At 70.5% G+C, this 17,108-nt stretch carries 22 protein-coding genes; 8 read left to right on the forward strand and 14 right to left on the reverse strand.

Annotated elements, in window-relative coordinates; all coding sequences use genetic code 11:
- Positions 1-8 precede the first annotated feature (8 nt).
- On the forward strand, positions 9-215 hold the full coding sequence (locus DEI89_RS06905) for a hypothetical protein (protein ID WP_110903305.1): 207 nt from the start codon (positions 9-11) through the stop codon (positions 213-215).
- A gap of 39 nt (positions 216-254) precedes the next feature.
- Here the strand turns inward: DEI89_RS06905 and DEI89_RS06910 are convergent, their stop codons facing one another.
- Together DEI89_RS06910 and DEI89_RS06920 are read right to left on the reverse strand one after the other, a co-directional pair.
- Positions 255-635, reverse strand: a complete 381-nt coding sequence (locus DEI89_RS06910; RefSeq protein ID WP_110903306.1) for a hypothetical protein — start codon at positions 633-635, stop codon at positions 255-257.
- 391 nt (positions 636-1,026) lie between these two features.
- Entirely contained in the window at positions 1,027-2,214 is a 1,188-nt protein-coding gene (locus DEI89_RS06920; protein WP_258366472.1) for a MalY/PatB family protein, read from the reverse strand.
- Between the two features lie 120 nt (positions 2,215-2,334).
- Between DEI89_RS06920 and DEI89_RS06925 the strand changes: the two genes are divergently transcribed.
- Positions 2,335-3,111 carry an isocitrate lyase/phosphoenolpyruvate mutase family protein gene (locus DEI89_RS06925; RefSeq protein WP_110903308.1) on the forward strand — a complete coding sequence of 259 codons (777 nt, stop codon included), beginning with the start codon at positions 2,335-2,337 and terminating at the stop codon, positions 3,109-3,111.
- 86 nt (positions 3,112-3,197) lie between these two features.
- On the opposite strand, the gene DEI89_RS06930 is transcribed toward DEI89_RS06925, so the two are convergent.
- Positions 3,198-5,039 (reverse strand): amidase family protein, encoded by a 1,842-nt coding sequence (locus DEI89_RS06930; protein ID WP_258368810.1) that lies wholly within the window; start codon positions 5,037-5,039, stop codon positions 3,198-3,200.
- 68 nt (positions 5,040-5,107) lie between these two features.
- Positions 5,108-5,983: a cohesin domain-containing protein gene (locus DEI89_RS17615; protein ID WP_110903310.1), complete on the reverse strand. Its 876-nt coding sequence runs from the start codon at positions 5,981-5,983 to the stop codon at positions 5,108-5,110.
- A gap of 144 nt (positions 5,984-6,127) precedes the next feature.
- On the opposite strand from DEI89_RS17615, the gene DEI89_RS06940 reads away from it, so the two are divergent.
- Both DEI89_RS06940 and DEI89_RS06945 read left to right on the forward strand, forming a co-directional pair.
- Entirely contained in the window at positions 6,128-6,739 is a 612-nt protein-coding gene (locus DEI89_RS06940) for an HD domain-containing protein (protein ID WP_110903311.1), read from the forward strand.
- Positions 6,740-7,028: 289 nt separating this feature from the next.
- Positions 7,029-7,316, forward strand: coding sequence for a hypothetical protein (locus tag DEI89_RS06945; protein ID WP_110903312.1), 288 nt, complete (start codon positions 7,029-7,031; stop codon positions 7,314-7,316).
- A gap of 122 nt (positions 7,317-7,438) precedes the next feature.
- Here the strand turns inward: DEI89_RS06945 and DEI89_RS06950 are convergent, their stop codons facing one another.
- Complete coding sequence (locus DEI89_RS06950) at positions 7,439-7,780, reverse strand: hypothetical protein (protein ID WP_110903392.1); 342 nt, start codon at positions 7,778-7,780, stop codon at positions 7,439-7,441.
- A gap of 152 nt (positions 7,781-7,932) precedes the next feature.
- On the opposite strand from DEI89_RS06950, the gene DEI89_RS06955 reads away from it, so the two are divergent.
- Both DEI89_RS06955 and DEI89_RS06960 read left to right on the forward strand, forming a co-directional pair.
- Positions 7,933-8,397, forward strand: coding sequence for a nucleotidyltransferase domain-containing protein (locus tag DEI89_RS06955; RefSeq protein ID WP_110903313.1), 465 nt, complete (start codon positions 7,933-7,935; stop codon positions 8,395-8,397).
- A gap of 134 nt (positions 8,398-8,531) precedes the next feature.
- Positions 8,532-8,774, forward strand: coding sequence for a HepT-like ribonuclease domain-containing protein (locus tag DEI89_RS06960; protein ID WP_110903314.1), 243 nt, complete (start codon positions 8,532-8,534; stop codon positions 8,772-8,774).
- A 16-nt stretch (positions 8,775-8,790) separates the two neighbouring features.
- On the opposite strand, the gene DEI89_RS06965 is transcribed toward DEI89_RS06960, so the two are convergent.
- The 5 genes from DEI89_RS06965 to DEI89_RS18045 form a co-directional block, all read right to left on the reverse strand.
- Positions 8,791-9,084, reverse strand: coding sequence for a hypothetical protein (locus DEI89_RS06965; RefSeq protein WP_110903315.1), 294 nt, complete (start codon positions 9,082-9,084; stop codon positions 8,791-8,793).
- A gap of 37 nt (positions 9,085-9,121) precedes the next feature.
- On the reverse strand, positions 9,122-9,826 hold the full coding sequence (locus DEI89_RS06970; protein WP_110903316.1) for a TIGR02391 family protein: 705 nt from the start codon (positions 9,824-9,826) through the stop codon (positions 9,122-9,124).
- Between the two features lie 235 nt (positions 9,827-10,061).
- The gene (gene ychF, locus DEI89_RS06975) at positions 10,062-11,135 is read right to left on the reverse strand and encodes a redox-regulated ATPase YchF (protein ID WP_110903317.1); all 1,074 of its coding nucleotides are present in this window, start codon (positions 11,133-11,135) and stop codon (positions 10,062-10,064) included.
- Positions 11,136-11,146: 11 nt separating this feature from the next.
- Complete coding sequence (locus DEI89_RS06980; protein WP_110903318.1) at positions 11,147-11,560, reverse strand: hypothetical protein; 414 nt, start codon at positions 11,558-11,560, stop codon at positions 11,147-11,149.
- Positions 11,561-11,599: 39 nt separating this feature from the next.
- A complete protein-coding gene (locus DEI89_RS18045) occupies positions 11,600-11,734 on the reverse strand; it encodes a hypothetical protein (protein WP_258368811.1) in 135 nt (44 codons plus the stop codon).
- Between the two features lie 60 nt (positions 11,735-11,794).
- On the opposite strand from DEI89_RS18045, the gene DEI89_RS06985 reads away from it, so the two are divergent.
- Together DEI89_RS06985 and DEI89_RS06990 are read left to right on the forward strand one after the other, a co-directional pair.
- Entirely contained in the window at positions 11,795-12,457 is a 663-nt protein-coding gene (locus DEI89_RS06985) for an exonuclease domain-containing protein (protein WP_110903319.1), read from the forward strand.
- Between the two features lie 124 nt (positions 12,458-12,581).
- Positions 12,582-13,340 (forward strand): GntR family transcriptional regulator, encoded by a 759-nt coding sequence (locus DEI89_RS06990; protein ID WP_110903320.1) that lies wholly within the window; start codon positions 12,582-12,584, stop codon positions 13,338-13,340.
- A gap of 15 nt (positions 13,341-13,355) precedes the next feature.
- Here DEI89_RS06990 and DEI89_RS06995 read toward each other — a convergent pair whose 3' ends face one another.
- The 4 genes from DEI89_RS06995 to DEI89_RS07010 form a co-directional block, all read right to left on the reverse strand.
- The gene (locus DEI89_RS06995) at positions 13,356-13,763 is read right to left on the reverse strand and encodes a tautomerase family protein (RefSeq protein WP_110903321.1); all 408 of its coding nucleotides are present in this window, start codon (positions 13,761-13,763) and stop codon (positions 13,356-13,358) included.
- Positions 13,764-13,923: 160 nt separating this feature from the next.
- Positions 13,924-15,117 carry a Gfo/Idh/MocA family protein gene (locus DEI89_RS07000; protein WP_110903322.1) on the reverse strand — a complete coding sequence of 398 codons (1,194 nt, stop codon included), beginning with the start codon at positions 15,115-15,117 and terminating at the stop codon, positions 13,924-13,926.
- 10 nt (positions 15,118-15,127) lie between these two features.
- Positions 15,128-16,240 (reverse strand): transaldolase family protein, encoded by a 1,113-nt coding sequence (locus DEI89_RS07005; RefSeq protein WP_110903323.1) that lies wholly within the window; start codon positions 16,238-16,240, stop codon positions 15,128-15,130.
- Complete coding sequence (locus DEI89_RS07010) at positions 16,237-17,106, reverse strand: sugar phosphate isomerase/epimerase family protein (RefSeq protein WP_110903324.1); 870 nt, start codon at positions 17,104-17,106, stop codon at positions 16,237-16,239. Before DEI89_RS07010 ends, DEI89_RS07005 begins: the two co-directional genes overlap by 4 nt.
- Positions 17,107-17,108: the final 2 nt, after the last annotated feature.

Raw genomic sequence — 17,108 nt, forward strand, 5'->3', positions numbered from 1 at the left:
CTCACGGCATGGCGACGCACGAGGTCCAGGCCGTCCGTGAGCAGGGCATGTGGCAGGTGTTCATCGACGGGTTCCCCGTGACCGAGGTCCGCCGGTGGCCGTCGGTCGCCTTCGTGGCCCGGGAGTGGATCTCGCTCACCGACCAGATCCCGTCGCGTGAGGTCGACCTGCACGTGACCGTCATCGGTCGCAACCACTTCGCGCCCGTCGCCTGACGGGAGCGAGTCTGACCGGAGCAGGTCGGACCGGAGCGGTCAGTCCGCAGCCGCCACGAGCTGCTGGGCCCGCTGGTACGACACGTCGAGCAGCGGACCGATCTCCCGAACGGTCAATCCGGCATCGTGGAGCTCCTTCGCCGCCGCAGCGGTCTCGTCAGCGGCCGCTCGGCGTGCGCGGTCGGCCTCGTCCCGGAGTTCGACAGCACGGTCCAGGTGCGCGCGCACCGAGTCCGGCAGGACGAACTCGACCTGGACCAAGAAGGCCTCGGCCGGGCGGTCGTGCATGTTCGCCAACCAGTCGCGGGCCATCGGTTCGACCTCGCGCTGCCGTCGAGCTTGCGTCCGGAGCTCGCCGTCGATCCAGACGAGCCAGTAGCGCCCGTCCCGCTGTGCGCGCACGTTGTGCGTCGTCGTCATGATCCGTCCTTTCCGTCATCGCAGTTGCGGATGATCGATCGTGCGAGCATCTCCCGGATCTCCCGGTGCCGGGGGATCTCGATGCGCTCACTGCCGAAGAGGAAGACGTCGTGCCTCCCGCCGTGCCGGAGGAGCACGAAGGGAACGCCACGCCGTGCCGCTCGTTGACGGAGCAGGCGAACGAGGTCCGCGCGCTTCACGGTACCTGTCCAACACCGATTGGACAAGAATGTCTAGCAGCGTTGGACGCCCCGTTGCCCTGTTGTCTGGTCTGCACGCAGCCACGATCGCTCGCCGCCGTGAGGCGGCAGGAGTGATCCGCAGTCCCTGTGGACGGACCACCGCGACGCCCCGCCTGAGGAGGACAGCTGGCAGTGGCTCCCGCAGCTCGTCAGGCGACGTGCCAGACGACAGCCTCCTGCGCACTCGACGGGTACGCGGCAGCGATGCGGAACACCGCCTCGCGGAGGGTCTCCGGCGAGCATGCGAGGTTGATGCGGGCGAAGCCCTTGCCCTCGGTCCCGAACGGCAGCCCCGAGTTCAGCGCGACGAACGCGTGCTCGCGCAGCTGCACAGCCGGGTCGTCGCCGAGGCCGAGCCCGCGGAAGTCCAGCCACGCCAGGTACCCCGCCCGAGGCCGGGCGTAGACCACGCCGGGCAGGTGCTCGGCCAGGAGCTTCGCCAGCAGACGGTCGTTCGCGACGATGCGGTCGACGACGTCGTCGAGCCATCCGACGGCCAGGGTGAACGCGGCCAGGTTCGCGTGCAGCCCGAGGATGCTCGTGCGGCAGGCGACCTCCTCCCACAGGGTGTCGAGGAGCGCCGCCGTCCGCGAGTCCCCGGCGACGATGACCGAGCACTTCACGCCGGCGAGGTTCCAGCCCTTGCTCGCGCTCGTCACGCACACGCTCCGCGCACCGAGTGGTTCGGCGATCATCGCGAACGGGGTGAACTGCACACCGGGGTGCGTCAGCGGAGCGTGGATCTCGTCACTGATCACGAGGACGTCGTACTCGGCCGCCAGACGAGCCAGCGCCTCGAGGTCTGCCCGGTCGTGGACGAGACCGATCGGGTTGTGCGGGTTGCAGAGCAGGAACACGCGGACGCCGCCCGCGAACGCCCGTTCCAGGCCGTCGAGGTCCAGCCGGTAGACGCCCCACTGCTCACGGAGCGGGACCTCTTCCACCTGACATCGGGCCTCTTCCACGAGCTCGAAGAACGGCGGGTACACCGGCGGCGTGATCGCGACCCGTCCGCCGTCAGGCAGCGCGAGCCGGAGCGTCTCGACGATCCCCACGCTGACGTCCGTCGCCAGGTACACGCGCCCGGGGTCGACGTCCCACCCCCATCGGTCGCGGGCGAAGCCGGCGAACGCGGGCGCGAGCGGCCCGGGACCGTCGAGGTAGCCGAGGTCCGACTGCTGCACCCGTTCGACGAGGGCCTGCCGGATCTCCGGCGCGACCTCGTGGTCCATCTCGGCCACGAACAGGGGCAGCACGTCTGGCGCGTACCGCGTCCACTTGATGCTCGTGCGGACCCCGCGGAGCGTGCCGACCGGGTCCTGTTCGTCGCTGGTCATGCGTCCCAGCATGCTCCTGACGGGAGGCCCGGTGCGAGTCCGGACGTCATCGGACGTCGTCTGCCGCCCACTTCCGCCGATCGGGCACGCCCGGATCCGCGCCCGCCTAGTGTCGGCGGCATGACCACGAGCACCGCCGAGAAGGCGACGACCCTCCAGTCCCTGCACACCGCCCCCGAGATCCTCCGCGTCGTGAACGTCTGGGACGCGATCAGCGCGAAGACCGTCGCCGCGTTCCCGGAGACCCGCGCGATCGCGACCGCCGGGCACTCGATCGCCGCGATGTACGGCTACGAGGACGGCGGCATGTCGCTCGACCTCGCCCTCGCTGGCGCGAAGACCGTCGTCGACGCGGTGGACCTGCCGGTCAGCGCGGACCTCGACGACGGCTACGAGGACCCGGCCGAGACCATCCGTCGTGCGATCGGCATCGGCGTCGTCGGTGCCAACGTCGAGGACCGCCTGCGCCCGTTCGACGAGTCCGTCGCCAGGGTGGCCACGATCATGCGCGCAGCCGAGCAGGAGGGCATCGACTTCCAGCTGAACGCCCGGACCGACGCGATCGCCCGTGGCGGCGACCGTCCGATCCAGGAGAGCATCGCGGACGCCATCGCCCGTGGAAAGGCCTTCCTCGACGCCGGAGCCCCGCTCGTGTTCGTCCCCGGTGCCGTCCAGCGTGAGGTCGTCGAGCAGCTGGTCGAGGGCCTGGGCCGCGGCAAGCTCAGCGTCATCGGGCTGCCGGGCGCCCTGCCCGCCGCCGAGTACCAGGCGCTGGGCGTCGCCCGCATCTCCTACGGTCCGCTGACGCAGCGCGTCGCCCTGCGGGCGCTCCGCGACCTCACGGCCGACCTGTACGCGGGCGGCGTGATCCCCGAGGACACCCCGACGCTCAACTGAGCCGTCGACGGACGGGAGGCCCGTGGCGGTGTCGCCACGGGCCTCCCGTCCGTCAGGCGATCACCATCGCGACCGCAGGTCGCGGCCTACCCGAGCGCCGGGTACAGCGTCGGCGAGGTGCGGGCGTGCGTCGCCTGCTCGAAGCCGTAGCCGAGCCCGATGACGGTCCCCTCGTCGTACGAGCGGCCGAGGAACTCCAGGTTGACGCCGGCGCCGGTGATCGTGGCGTCCGCTGCGGTCGCCTGCCCCATCGGGACCGTGACGGCCGGCATGCCGGTGTTCGGGCTGAGGCGCATGTTGGTGCCCTGCGTGCCGTACGGCGTGCCGGACGGGTAGACGAGCGCGTCGAGGTCCTGCGCGTCCATCATCCCGGTGACCACCTGCTTGCCGGTGGCGATCTGCGTGGTGTGCGAACCGTTCGGTCCCGCCCACGCCTGGTACTGCGCGTCGGTGATCGCGTCACGCTGCTGGTAGGTGCTCTTGCGGCTCGGCACGTACTCGCCCGAAGCGAGGATGCCCTGCAGCGACCGTGCGGTGACGTCCGGGTCCAGGTGCTTCGCGACGTACTGGTCCAGGTCGTGCTTGAACTCGTTCGTGCTGCCGCTGCCCTCGCTGAGGACCCGGTTGAACTCCGTCGTCGCGGTGATCGGGACGACGGTGGCGCCCTGGGCCTCGAGGGTCGCCTGCGCCTGGGCGAAGAGCCGCGCGGTGGTGCGGTTCGTGCCGACCATCGAGGTCACGTACCCGATGCGCTTGCCCTTCAGCGCGGTCGGGTCGAGGAACTGCGTGTACGAGGTGGGGACCTTGCCGGTCTGGCCTTCGGTGACCGGGTCGGCGGCGTCGACCCCGGTGACAGCGTCGAGCGCGACGGCCGCGTCGGTCACCGAGCGGGCGAGGGGCCCGCCGGTGTCCTGCGACAGCGCGAGCGGGATGATGCCGTCGCGACTCGTCAGGCCGACGGTCGGCCGGATGCCGACGAGCTGGTTGTACGACGAGGGGATGCGGATCGAGCCGCCGGTGTCGGTGCCGAACCCGATGCCCGCCAGGTTGGCGGAGACGGCCGCACCGGTGCCACCGCTCGAGCCGCCCGCGGTCTGGCTCGTCACGTAGGGGCTGGCGACGAGGAGCGAGGAACCGGCCGGCTGGTTCGAGGAGAACTCCGACACGAAGCCGTACGCGAACTCGTCGAGGCTGGCCTTGGCGAGGACGACCGCTCCGGCGTTCCGGAGGCCTGTGACCATCGCCGCGTCGGTGGCGGTCTGGTTGTCGTCCCAGCAGCCGCAGCCGCCCGTGGTCGGCATGTCCTTCGTGTCGTAGTTGTCCTTCAGTGCGATCGGCACGCCGAGCAGCATGCTCGTCATGCCGTGTGCCGCTCGTTCGGCGTCGGCGGCCTTCGCGGCGGCGACTGCTCCGGCGTTGGTCGTGACGATGGAGTTGAGCGGTCGCCCGCCCGCCCCCGTGTCCGTGGTGGTCCGGTCGTAGGCGGCGATGCGGTCCAGGTAGTCCTGGGTGATCTCGGCCGAGGTCGTGACCCCGGCGTTCATCGCGGCCTGCATGTCGAGCGTCGAGGCCTCGACGAGCTGGAAGGGCCCGTCGTCGTAGATCATCCGCTGGGACAGGCCGGCGACGTCCGCCAGCGTGATGGTGCCGTTGCCGTCCGCGTCGGCGGCCGAGACCGTCGACCAGTCCGGATCGGTGCTGGTCGTGCCGAGGTGGTCGGACAGGACGGTGAGGTCGGCCTGCGTGACCTGGTCGTCGCCGGTGAGGTCGAGCGCCGTGTAGTACGGCGCGAGCATGGCGGCGGGGCTCGCGTCGACCGCGGCCGGTGCCGCGTTCGCGACGAGGGACGGGGTCGCGACGACGGCGGTGCCGACGAGGGCCAGGAGCGCGGCTCCGGCGACGGTGGTGCGGCGACGGCGGGTCGTCACGGGGGTTCCTCCGGGGGTTCGGGATGTCGTGGTGTCGTCTGCCAGGTCACGGCGACGGGGCGTGGCGGTCATCGAGCGTCCTCCGTCGAGGCGGGGCGACGCGCGCGACGGCGGGCGAGGACGAGGCCGGCGCCCGCGAGCAGCAGGGCTGCGCTCGCGGCGATCCAGGGTGCGAGGTCGGAGCCGGTGAACGCGAGCGCGCCGCCGGCGGGCCTGCCGGAGGTGCTGCCCACCGGGTCCGTGCCCGTCCCGGCGTCGGTGCCGGTGCCGGTGCCGTCGGTCCCGCCCGCGATCGGGGTCGCGCTCGGCGTCGCCGTGGGAACGCCGGTGGGGGTGGCGGTCGGCGTCGGCGTCGGTGTCGGCGCCGGCGTCGGAGCTGCGGCGATCGTGACGGTCGTCGATGCCGGGTCGGTCAGCGTGGTGGTGCTGCCGTCGGACGCGACCACGGTGACGCGCGTCACGGCGAGGTCGACGGTGGCGGGGCTCGTCGCGGTCAGCTCGACCGAGGCTGCGAGGTCGCCGGAGATCGCCGGTGAGGTCCCGAGCCGGGTGTGCAGCAGCGAGATCGTGTCGCCGTCCTGCTCGACGGAGTCGAAGCCGCCGTCCGGGCCGGTCACGCTGCCGTCGACGACCTCGAGCGAGTCCGCGTCGGCGGCGAGGTCGATCTGGTACGCGAAGACGTCGGTCGTCGCGGGCAGGGTGAGGTCGACCTCGAGGGTGTCGCCGACCGTCACCGCTGCCGGCGCGGTGATCGTGGCCGTCGTGGCGACCGGGGCGGCCGACGCCGGGGAAGCGGCGAGGACGGCGAGGCCGAGGCCGCCGACGGCGATGACGGCCGTCCGGAACGCGGCGGTTCGGGGCGTCGTGGTTCGGGGCGTCGTGGTTCGGGGCGTCGTCGTTCGGGGCGTCGTCGTTCGGGAGCGGAGCCGAGTGCGGTGCTGCATCCGTGCGGGTCCTTCGTCAGGGTTCGGGCTGAACGCTTGCTCAGTGCTCGAACCGTAACGACGGGGTGTTTCGCGCTCAGGCCCGACCGGTTTCCCGCGTGTTACGCCTTCCGTCCGGGCCGCCGGGGCCACTAGCGTGCGGTCATGGCCCTCGACCTCGACGCACTGCTCGCTCCGCCGACGCCGACCGCGGCCCGGGCGCTGGACGTCGTCCGTGCCTGGTCGTCGCCGGCTCTCGTGCACCACTGCCTGCGGTCCTGGGCGTGGGCGACGCTCCTGGCGCCCACGATCGAGCTCGCCCCGGACCCCGAGCTGCTCTTCGTCGCGACGATGCTCCACGACCTCGGTGTCACCCCGCACTTCGACGCCGTGCAGGTCCCCTTCGAGGTGGCTGGCGGCGCCGCGGGCACTGTCTTCGCGATCGGCGCCGGCTGGCCCGCAGCACGCGCGCGGCGCGTCGGGGAGATCGTCGAGCGGCACATGTGGCCCTCGGTCGACCCGGACCTCGACGCCGAGGGGCACCTGCTCGAGGTCGCGACCTCGCTCGACGTCTCCGGCGTCGGCATGGAGCGCTGGGACCATGACGACCTCCGGATCGTGACCGCCGCCCTCCCCCGCCTCGGCTTCTCCGACGACTTCCACGGGCTCGTGCACGACCAAGCGGGTCGGAAGCCCGAGTCGGCAGCTGCCCGGCTGGACCACTCCGGGAACGTGCTAGCCGGTGGCCAGCGGTGGGCGAGCCTCCTGGCCGGTTGAGGCGCAACGGTGTGCCGGGCGGTCCGGTGACGGGTGGGCGGACTGGACAAGCCCTGCTCTCGTGCGTAGAGTGTCTTCCTGGTGCATTGCAGCGAACCCATCTGACTCGCGCACACCGACCGTCTCGAACCGATCCCCCTGGGTCGCATTCCAGCGAGACCACCGCTCCCCGACTGGCGAGCACTTGCACGTCGAATGCCGACGTGCGCGTCCGCGCTCCTGCGGCCGACGAGACCATCGAGTCCGTCCGGCCCCGCGCGACGCCGAACGACTGAAGAAAGACAGCACCATGACCACGAACGAACGCACCATCATCACCGGGACCGCCATCGCGGCTCCCACCGTCTCCCCCGACCGCATCGCCGAGTTCCCCGTCCGCGAGGACCGCTCGCAGCGCGAGTTCCTCGTGCGCATGCCGGCCGACGACCTCGGGCTGTTCCTCACGCCCGGCGTCCGCGTCGCCGTCGACGGCGAAGCGGGCTGGGTCGTCCCGGGCCGCTCCTGGCGCGGCGAGGCCAGCCGGACCATCCTGCAGGCGCGCGCCGTGCAGGCGCCGGAACTGGCCCTGGCCGCCTGACACCCGCGCACACCGGAACGCCGTCCCTTCGGGGGCGGCGTTCCGTCGTTCCGGGCGAAGGCCCCGGCTCTGGCCCTGGCACCGGCCCTGGCCCTGGCCCTGGCCGGGACCCCGGTTGCGCCCTACCTCGCCTGGTCGCCCTCGGCCGCGCCGACGAACCGTCGGCCACCATCAGCGTTCACCGGCTGCTGCCCGCCGCACTGGTCCGCCGCGTCCCGCAGCCGACGGATGAACGTCGGGTCCTCCGGTTCGAGTTCGTCGTCCGGTGCCTGACGCACCACGATCTCGCTCGACGGTCCGACGAGCATCGTCGTCCGCTCGACCGCCCCGTCCTCGCCGACCGTCGGCACCGCGATCGTGTCCGTGCGGGTGTTCGCCCCGAGCACCGCCGCGTAGTCCGCGACCGCGTCCGCGATCAGGTCCCCCGTCAGGATGTCCGTGCCGTCGTAGTGGATGTACTTCACGATGTGACCTCCCTCGTCCTGACGGTAGGCACCGGGGTGCAGCAGACAGCACAGGATCGGGCGGGAGGCGCGGGCGATGGACAACTCGTGACCTGCGCAGCCGTTGAACGGCCAGAGCCCGACGTCTATAGTCGGTGGCTATAGGAGGAGCCATGCGCCTGGACCACGCCGCAGACCTGATCCGCCTCGCACGTGAGGACATCGGCATGACGCAGACCGCGCTTGCGCGCGCCGCGGGCATGCAGCAGCCGACCATCTCCGCCTACGAGGCCGGCCGGAAGCAGCCGCGCGCTGAGTCGTTCGAGCGCATCATGGCAGCGGCGCAGACCAGGCCGAGCATCCCGCTCACTGTTTACGCGGACGAGATCAGATCCGCTGCAAGTCAGCACCGGCTGCGCGATGTCCGGGTCTTCGGGTCGGCGGTTCGGGGAACGGACACTGCGAGCAGTGACATCGACCTCCTCGTCACCACGGAAGAAGGAGCCGACCTTTTCGATCTCGGCGGCTTCGTCTCGGTGGTCGAAGACATCACCGGTTTCCCCGTCGACGTACTCACCGAGGAGCAGCTCGACGACGAGCACTTCGCGCACGTCCGCGACGACGCGGTGCCTCTGTGAGCGACGAAGCGGAGCGCTTCAGCCCGCGCCCACGAATTGTCCCTGGCGGCGGAGTCGACCGCTGGCCCGGGCTCGAAGCCGCACTCCTCGATCTCTTGGCCGAGTGTTCATCGATCGTCGAACATGGGCGAGCCGTGTTCGAAGCGCCCAGGAGCCTGACCTACCGCGCTGCCGAAGCCGTCGTCATCCACTTCGACGATCTGCTCGGACGACTTCCGGAAGACCGCCTCGGCCGCCTTCCCGGCGGACTGTCTCTCGCTGCCGTGCGTCGGACGCGGAACATCCTGTCGCACGACTACCGGGCGGCGCAGAAGTCGATCATCTGGGACGTCGTCGAACAACGAATCCCAGCGGTGATCGCGGCACTGGTGGAATGACGCGCGTCGACCGACCTCAGAGCACCTCACCGGTGGGGTAGAGCACCCACGGGCCGGGACCGGTCTCGGGGCAGTGCTCGTCCATCACCCGCTTCACCACGTCGTAGTCCGCGGGAGCACGCCGGTACATCAGCGCGACGAGGTCCACTTCGGTCCCCACGCGACCGTCCGGCCAGCGCGCGTCGTAGTGGATCGCACGCCTCGGCCGACGGAGCCACCGTGATGTCCGGATCTCCGCGACGGCGCGGAAGACCGTCGGGAGCTCCTCCGACAGCGGAACCGGTCCGCCTGCTGCTCCATCGTCCCCCATGCCCGCGATCTTAGGACGGAGATGCGGACCAGCCGACTCAGTTGTCGAAGCGGAACTCCACCGCGACCTCCGCGCGCTCGATCCAGCGCGACAGCAGGCTGAAACCTGCCAACGCCTCCATCGATTCTGTCTCTCCGAACTGGTGCACTTCTGCTCCGACGTGATTGATCGTGTTCCGAACCGCAGAGTAGAGCCCACGGCCAAGCAGTGACGCACCGACGTGCACATCCTTGAACAGGTCAGGGTTCGACCGGTCCACGAGCCGAAGACGGGGTCGACCCTCCGCGGGCTCCTCGGTGCTGAACGCCTCCTGCAGAAGCTTCGCTTCCCCGATGTCCTTCCGCCCCATCTTCTTCTGAAGCCGGCTGTTCACGTTGACGCCCGCGGCCCATACCGCGGCGTCGAAGTTGCCACTCGACCAGTGCGACTTCGCGGCGTCCCACACCCACGGGTGCATGCTCTCGCCTGAATACGCCGGCGGTGGTTCGTCCAGCCCCAGCCGGCGGCGCACTTCATCGCCCTCGATCAGCTCCCATCGGAGTTTCGTCGCGAGGTCGCGGTTCAACCAGTGCGGCGCCTTCTCGTAGACCGCTTGCGCGATCAGGGAGACGACGTGCCCGGCCTCTTTGATCTGGCGCTCGCTGCCACGAAACCGCGACTTCTTGTTGGGCCGCTGCTCCTCGACCGGCAGGGAACCCGCTCGGTCAGGCTCAGGTAGTTCTCCAGCTGTTCGAGCGCCCACTCCACGTCCACGGGGAGGAGGCTACTGGGAGCCACCGTCACCGCGATGCCGGCCAGCCGGCGACGGCGTCCGGGCACCGTGTCCTGGATGCTCGTCACCCGACCGGCCGGCACCCGCGTAGGTCATGGCGTCACCGTATCGGTCCGTCGTGCTGTCGGGGTGACCGTGACGAGGAGCACACGTGAGCTTCGCGATCAACTTCCTCGCGTGGCGGCGGTCGCGACAGCCGTGGCGGTCAGTTGTTGAAGCGGAACTCCACCACGTCGCCGTCCTGCATGACGTACTCCTTGCCCTCGATGCGGGCCTTGCCCTGCGCACGAGCCTCGGCGATGGAGCCGGTGGCGATGAGGTCGTCGAACGAGATGACCTCGGCCTTGATGAAGCCCTTCTCGAAGTCCGTGTGGATGACGCCGGCAGCCTGGGGAGCCTTCCACCCCTTGCCGATCGTCCATGCACGGGCTTCCTTCGGCCCCGCCGTCAGGTAGGTCTGCAGTCCGAGGGTCTCGAACCCGATGCGGGCGAGCTGGTCGAGGCCGGACTCGGTCTGACCGGTCGATTCCAGGAGCTCCTTGGCGTCCTCGGGGTCGAGGTCGATGAGTTCGGACTCGACCTGGGCGTCGAGGAACACGGCGTGCGCGGGGGCGACGAGCGCGGACAACTCGGCCTTCCGCGACTCGTCCGTCAGGATCGCCTCGTCAACGTTGAAGACGAAGATGAACGGCTTGGCGCTGAGGAGCCCGAGCTCCTTGATCGGCTCGAGGTCGATCGAGGTCGCGGAGAGGAGCACGCCCTTCTCGAGCTCGGCCTTCGCGGCGTTCGCCGCCTCGAGGACGGCGGGCTCGGCCTGCTTGAGCTTGAGCATCTTCTCGTAGCGCGGGAGGGCCTTGTCGATGGTCTCCATGTCGGCGAGGATCAGCTCGGTGTTGATGACCTCGAGGTCGTCCGCCGGCGAGACCTTGTTCGCCACGTGCACGACGTCGTCGTCGGTGAAGCCGCGGACGACCTGCGCGATGGCGTCGGCTTCGCGGATGTTGGCGAGGAACTTGTTGCCGAGCCCCTCCCCCTCGCTCGCACCCTTGACGATGCCGGCGATGTCGACGAAGGACACCGGCGCGGGCACGGTCTTCTCGGAGTGGAACAGCTCGGCGAGCTGGTCGAGACGCGGGTCGGGCAGGTTCACCACACCGACGTTGGGCTCGATGGTGGCGAACGGGTAGTTGGCCGCGAGCACCTGGTTCTTGGTCAGGGCGTTGAACAGGGTCGACTTGCCGACGTTCGGGAGACCGACGATTCCGATGGTGAGAGCCACGGGAGCACAGCCTACCGGCGGCAGCCTGTCGGGGCCGACCCGAGCCTCCCGTCCGTCTCCCTCGTCACCGCACGCACGGCGTGCTCGACCACGGCCAGGGCCTCGGCCTGGAGGCGCTGCGACGCCTTCCAGTCGCCGGGCACCTCGAGTCGGTGGTCGGCTCGGTCGACGGTCTGGAGTCGCGCCCGCGTCCCGCGCACCAGTTCCGGCCGCCAGACGGGATCAGCCGAACCGCCGAGTGCGGTGTGCGCGTCGTCGGCTGCGGCGAGCGCGGCCCGCACCGCTTCGTGGGTGAGGACCGGCGTCAGCCAGACGCCGGGGACGCTCGCATCGATCGCCCAGGGCAGGGCGGCGCAGCCGAACGACTTGGCGACGACGAGGTCCGGCCGTCGTCCGGCGAGCGCGGTCGTCAGCGCCTGCTGCACGAAACGGACCGGGTCGGCCTCGGCGACGTCGTCGACGACTCATCGGGGCGCGACGACCTCGCAGCCGGCTTGCCGGGCGATGGCGTCCGTCCACCAGAGCAGCGGCGCCTGCTGGCCGTACCCGGCGCCCGCGAGGACCAGGACGAGCGGGGTGCGCTGCGGCGGGTTCTCCATGTCTTCAGGGTAGGAGCGGACATGCCCCCTCGACGCACCACGCCGCGTCCGGTTCCGGTGATGTCGGTTCTCCGTGCAACGATCGAAGGCGTGCTGAACTTCACCGCCATCGACTTCGAGACCGCGAACAACTCGCCCGCCAGCGCGTGTTCGGTCGGACTCGTGAAGGTGCGCGGCGGTCGGGTCGTCGATCGGGCCTCGTGGTTCATCCGTCCGCCGGCCGGGCACGACGACTTCCTCGAGTGGAACACGCGCATCCACGGGATCGTCGCGTCGGACGTCGTGCACGCGAAGTCGTGGGAGCAGCAGTACCCGGACCTGGTCGCGTTCGCCGAGGGGGACGTGCTGGTCGCGCACAACGCCCGTTTCGACATGGGCGTCATCGCCGGCGGTTGTGCGGCGACGGGGATCGAACTGGCCGAGCACCACTCGATGTGCTCGCTGCAGGTCGCCCGCAAGACCTACACCCTCGACTCGTACCGTCTGCCGATGGCGGCGATGGCCGCCGGGTTCTCGGGCTTCCAGCACCACGACGCCGCCGCCGACGCCGAAGCCTGCGCCGCGATCGTCGTGCACGCTGCCGGTCACCACGGGGTGCCGACGGTCGAGGCCCTCGGTGCCGTCACCCGGGTGACGATCAACCCGGTGCGCGCCCGAGTCGAGAAGCCGAAGTCCGCAGTGCAGCCCCGGCTGTCCCGCCGTCCGATGGTCTTCTCCGACTGACGCGGCCCAGCCGGCCGGTCCTGGCCGCGCCGGCCGGTCCTGGCCGCGCCACGCCCGGTGGTATTGTCACGACAATCTGCCCGGCGCTGGTGCTCGGGCCCGTTCTCCCTTGCGAAGGACCGCGATGACCAACGATGGCCAGCTGCCGTCCGACCTGTTCATGGACCTGGACCGGTCGGGTCCGATGCCCCTGTACCACCAGGTCGCCTCACGGATCGAGGAGTCGATCCGCTCCGGCGCGATGCCGCCCGGCGCTCGTCTCGAGAACGAGATCGCCCTCGGCGAGCGCCTCGGCCTGTCCCGCCCGACCATCCGACGTGCCATCCAGGACCTCGTCGACAAGGGGCTGCTCGTCCGCCGACGTGGCATCGGCACGCAGGTCGTGCACGGACCGGTCACCCGCAAGGTCGAGCTGACCAGCCTGTACGACGACCTGACGCAGGGGTCGCAGCAACCGACGACGCAGCTCCTCGACCGCAGCGACGTCCCGGCGACCCAGGCCGTGGCCGAGGCCCTCGGCGTCGAGGTCGGGGCGAGCGTCGTGCACGTCCTCCGCGTCCGGTTCGCCGAGGACGTGCCGATGGCGGTGCTCGAGAACTACCTGCCGCCCGAGTTCGCGGACATCACCGATGAGGACCTCCGCGCCCACGGGCTCTACCAGCTGCTGCGGTCCCGCGGGGTGACGATGCGGGTCGCGAAGCAGCGGATCGGTGCCCGTGCGGCGACCGACGACGAGGCTGGTCTGCTCGAGATCGAGGACGGCGACCCCGTGCTGACCATGAGCCGGACGGCGTACGACGCCTCGGGTCGAGCGGTCGAGTACGGCGTGCACTGCTACCGGCCGGACCGGTACTCGTTCGAGGTCACGCTCGTCGACAAGTAAGACCTGGCAGGCAGGTCAGCTCGCGCTGGGGACCCCGAGTTCTCCGGTCAGGTACTGGGCGCGACCGAAGCCGAACGACCAGTCCTGGGGACCGTTCTCGACGTAGCCGATGAAGACGTCCTCGGAGGCGACGCCCACCCCGGCGAGCGCGTCGTGGATCGCGGCGTAGAGCGCCTGCTTCGCGTCGTCGGACCGCCCACGCTGGGTGAAGACCTGGATCATGACGACGCCCTCGGTGCGTTCGAAACCGAGGCCGGCGTCCTGCGCGATGATCTGCGTCGCCGGGTGTTCGGTGATGACCTGGAAGCGGTCTCGCTCCGGGATCCCGTAGGCGTCGACGATCGCGCGGTGGGTGGCGTCGGCGATCGCGCGGACGGCTTCCGGGGTGCGACCGGTGGCGAGGTCGATTCGGACGAGCGGCATGATGCCTCCTGCTGGTGATGACTTTGTCAGGACATACTATCGCCCAGCCGCTGTGGTGGCGACCAGCGGGCGTCGTGCGTCACCCCATGACGGACGGGAGGCGCGTCACCACCTGGTGACGCGCCTCCTGTCCGGGTCGTGGTCGGTGGACCCGCCGGGATCAGAACACCGGTGTCGGCGCGTCCGCGGTGAGCAGTCCGTCGATGCGTGCCACCTCGTGCCAGGCCCCGTCGACGAGCGAGGCCTCCGCCGCTTCCACGATCGACGCTGCTGCCAGCCCGTCCGCCACCGACGGCGCGAGTTGGCGGCCGCTCCGGACGCTCGCCAGGAACTGCGCCGCCTCGATCGTCTTGAGGTCGTCGTACCCCATCGCGGTCCCGGCACCCGGTTGGAAGCGGGCGAACTCGCCGTCCCCGGGCGCGACGTACACGGTCGTGTAGCCGTGCGTCTCCTGCCCGTCGAGGCAGACCTGCAGTTCGTTCATCCGCTGGAAGTCCCAGCGGATCGACCCGGCGGTGCCGTAGACCTCGATCGTGTACTCGGCGTGCGGACCGCGCATCACCCGGCTGGAGTCCATCGTCCCGACCGCACCGTCGTCGAAGCGGAAGAGCAGGGCGGCGTAGTCCTCGTTCTCGACCGACCTGCGGTCACCCGTCGCGGCGGCGCTGCGGTCGACGATCCCGGCGCCGGGCAGCGGCCGCTCCGTGATGAACGTCTCGGCGAGTGCGGTGACGCTCGCGATCCGGCCGACGAGGTACTGCGCCAGGTCCAGGCCGTGCGACAGCAGGTCACCGAGCACGCCGGACCCCGCTCGGTCGCGCTCGAAGCGCCAGGTCAGCGGGGCCGCCGGGTCCGACGAGTAGTCGGCGAGCAGGGAGCCGCGGACGTTCGTGATCCGGCCGAGCCTCCCGCTGCGGACGAGCTCACGCGCCCGCTCCACCGCGGGTGCGTGCCGGTAGTTGAACCCCACGCTCGTCACCACCCCCGCCCGTTGCACGGCGTCGTGGATGTCGCGGGAGTCGCTGGCGTACCGGCCCATCGGCTTCTCGATCCAGAACGGCTTGCCCGCCGCAGCCGCCGCGACCGCCATCTCGCGGTGCAGGAAGTTCGGGGAGCAGATCGAGACGACGTCGACCTCCGGGTCCGTGAGGACCTCGTGCCAGTCGGCGACAGCGCGCTCGTAGCCGAGCCGTTCCGTGGCCTGCTCCCGCGCCGCAGGCACCGGGTCGGCCGCGACCACCAGGCGCGGACGGACTCCGAGTTCCGGGAAGTGGTCCGGCAGCGCTCGGTAGGCGCGGGAGTGCAGGCGTCCCATCCACCCCACCGAGATGAGCCCGACCCCGACCGCGTACATCGTCGACGACCTAGGCGGCCGGGACGATGATGTCGCGCACGAGGGCGTCGAGCTGCGCATCGGCGTCGAGGAACTGGCGGAGCGTCGTGACCGTCGCGCCGAACCGGTCGAACTCGTCGATGGTCATGCCGTCGACGTCGTGACCACGGGCGAACTCCGGCGTCGCACGGCGGAGGGCCTCGACGATGTGTGCCGGTACCTCGTCGTCGATCGCGTCCGGACGGAACGGGAACGCGTTGTCGTTGATGTCCTTCGTCCACTGGAACGGCGGCGACACGACGAGGTCACCGCCCTGGAACTCGGACCACTGCAGTGCGTTCCGGAAGGCCGCCACGAGGACCCGGGATCGGAAGCCGCGCTCCTGGAACACCCGGTACGCGTTCTTCACCGCGGCGACCCCGGCCCACTCGAGGTACCCCGGGTCGATCATCACGTGGTCGCGCTTGACGACGGTCTTCAGCCAGTCGTCGAACCGACCGGCCATCAGGGTGACGACGTGCCCGAACTCCTGCTCGGGTAGACCGTCGGCCGCCCGGCGGTCCAACGCTCGCTCGATCGCCTCGCCGACCGCGACGACCTGCGCCACCGTGAACGACACGGTCGCGTTGATCGAGACGCCCCGGTACGCCGCTTCCTCGATGGCCGCGATGCCGACCTTCGTCGCCGGGATCTTCACGATGATGTTCGGCGCGAGGCCGGAGAAGCGCACGGCCTGCTCGACGAGGGCGTCCCGGTCTCGGTGCAGGCGCGGGTCGGTCTGCATGCTGAGCCGGCCGTTGCGACCGCCCGATGCCTCGAACGCCGGCAGCAGCTGCGCGGCAGCGTTGACCGAGAGCTCCTCGACCGCCATCCACCCGAGTGCGGACTCCCCCGCGGTCGGGTGTTCCTCGGCGAGCTGTCGGATGCGCGGGACCCAGACCTCCGGGTCCTGCCTGATGCACGTGTAGGCGATGACCGGGTTGCAGGTCGCCCCGACCGCTCCGTACTCGGAGATCGCGGTCGCGAGCTCGTGCGGGTCGGCGGAGTCGTTCCACAGCGCAGTGGGCGTTTGCTCCGTCGCCTGCAGGGTGACCGGGCGGACGTCAACCACAGCCGCGTCCTGGGCCTCGAGCGTGCTCGTCATCGGTGGAGTCCCTTCGTGATCTGGTCGAGCTGGAACCGCGACACCGCGTCGGCGTTCTCGTCCTCGGCGAAGACGCTCGACACCGCGACGGTGTCGTCGCGGCCGGAGAAGCCCACGCGGTCGAGCGCGCGCCAGAACGCGTCGAAGTCGACGTCGCCCTGCCCGACCGGCAGGTGCTGGTGCACCCGGACCGGGTTCCCGGGCGGGTTCGTGATGTAGCGGAGGCCGTGCGAGCGACGGTGGTCGTACGCATCCGCCACGTGGATGAGTTGGAGGGAGTCACCGGCGGCGTCGATGACCGCGTCCATGTCCCCGCCGTAGTGGAAGGTGTGGCAGGCGACGTAGACGAAGCCGACGTTCTTCGAGTTCAGCCCGCGGATCACCCGGAGTGCTTCGAGACCGTCCTCGACGAAGTCGTCGGGGTGCGGGTCGATGAGCACCCGGAGGTCCGCGTCCTCGATGATCGGCAGGAGCTCCTCCATCGCCCAGTAGAACTGTGCCTCGGACTCCTCGGCACGTTCGGGTCGGCCGGAGAACTCGGTGTTGATGGTGTCCACGCCGAGCCGCTTGGTGATCTCGATGACGCGCTTCCACTGCTTGACGGCGGTCTCCCGCGTCTCCCGGTCGGGCCCGGACCAGCGGAGCACCGGCAGCACCGACGCCACCTGGACGCCGGCGTCGACGCAGGCTGCCGCGAACGCGTCGACGAGGTCGTCGTCCGCCTTCGGGTGCCGGTGGAACGGGATGAAGTCGCGGTGCGGGGTCAGCTGCAGGTACTCGTAGCCCAGCTCGGCGACCTTCCGGGGGAACTCGAGCAGGTCGAGGTCGTGGTGGAACGGGGTCGGATCGAGGGCGATCTTCGGCACGG

This window comes from Curtobacterium sp. MCBD17_030 (genome assembly GCF_003224255.1).
Classification (GTDB): Bacteria; Actinomycetota; Actinomycetes; order Actinomycetales; family Microbacteriaceae; genus Curtobacterium.

Excerpts from the sequence above, each read along its gene's own strand:
- DEI89_RS06905 (WP_110903305.1), top strand. The coding sequence starts at position 9 with ATGGCGACGCACGAGGTCCAGGCCGTCCGTGAGCAGGGCATGTGGCAG.
- DEI89_RS06910 (WP_110903306.1), bottom strand. The coding sequence starts at position 635 with ATGACGACGACGCACAACGTGCGCGCACAGCGGGACGGGCGCTACTGG.
- DEI89_RS06920 (WP_258366472.1), bottom strand. The coding sequence starts at position 2,214 with ATGACCAGCGACGAACAGGACCCGGTCGGCACGCTCCGCGGGGTCCGC.
- DEI89_RS06925 (WP_110903308.1), top strand. The coding sequence starts at position 2,335 with ATGACCACGAGCACCGCCGAGAAGGCGACGACCCTCCAGTCCCTGCAC.
- DEI89_RS17615 (WP_110903310.1), bottom strand. The coding sequence starts at position 5,983 with ATGCAGCACCGCACTCGGCTCCGCTCCCGAACGACGACGCCCCGAACG.
- DEI89_RS06940 (WP_110903311.1), top strand. The coding sequence starts at position 6,128 with ATGGCCCTCGACCTCGACGCACTGCTCGCTCCGCCGACGCCGACCGCG.
- DEI89_RS06945 (WP_110903312.1), top strand. The coding sequence starts at position 7,029 with ATGACCACGAACGAACGCACCATCATCACCGGGACCGCCATCGCGGCT.
- DEI89_RS06955 (WP_110903313.1), top strand. The coding sequence starts at position 7,933 with ATGCGCCTGGACCACGCCGCAGACCTGATCCGCCTCGCACGTGAGGAC.
- DEI89_RS06965 (WP_110903315.1), bottom strand. The coding sequence starts at position 9,084 with ATGGGGGACGATGGAGCAGCAGGCGGACCGGTTCCGCTGTCGGAGGAG.
- DEI89_RS18045 (WP_258368811.1), bottom strand. The coding sequence starts at position 11,734 with ATGGAGAACCCGCCGCAGCGCACCCCGCTCGTCCTGGTCCTCGCGGGC.
- DEI89_RS06985 (WP_110903319.1), top strand. The coding sequence starts at position 11,795 with ATGTCGGTTCTCCGTGCAACGATCGAAGGCGTGCTGAACTTCACCGCC.
- DEI89_RS06990 (WP_110903320.1), top strand. The coding sequence starts at position 12,582 with ATGACCAACGATGGCCAGCTGCCGTCCGACCTGTTCATGGACCTGGAC.
- DEI89_RS06995 (WP_110903321.1), bottom strand. The coding sequence starts at position 13,763 with ATGCCGCTCGTCCGAATCGACCTCGCCACCGGTCGCACCCCGGAAGCC.
- DEI89_RS07000 (WP_110903322.1), bottom strand. The coding sequence starts at position 15,117 with ATGTACGCGGTCGGGGTCGGGCTCATCTCGGTGGGGTGGATGGGACGC.
- DEI89_RS07005 (WP_110903323.1), bottom strand. The coding sequence starts at position 16,240 with ATGACGAGCACGCTCGAGGCCCAGGACGCGGCTGTGGTTGACGTCCGC.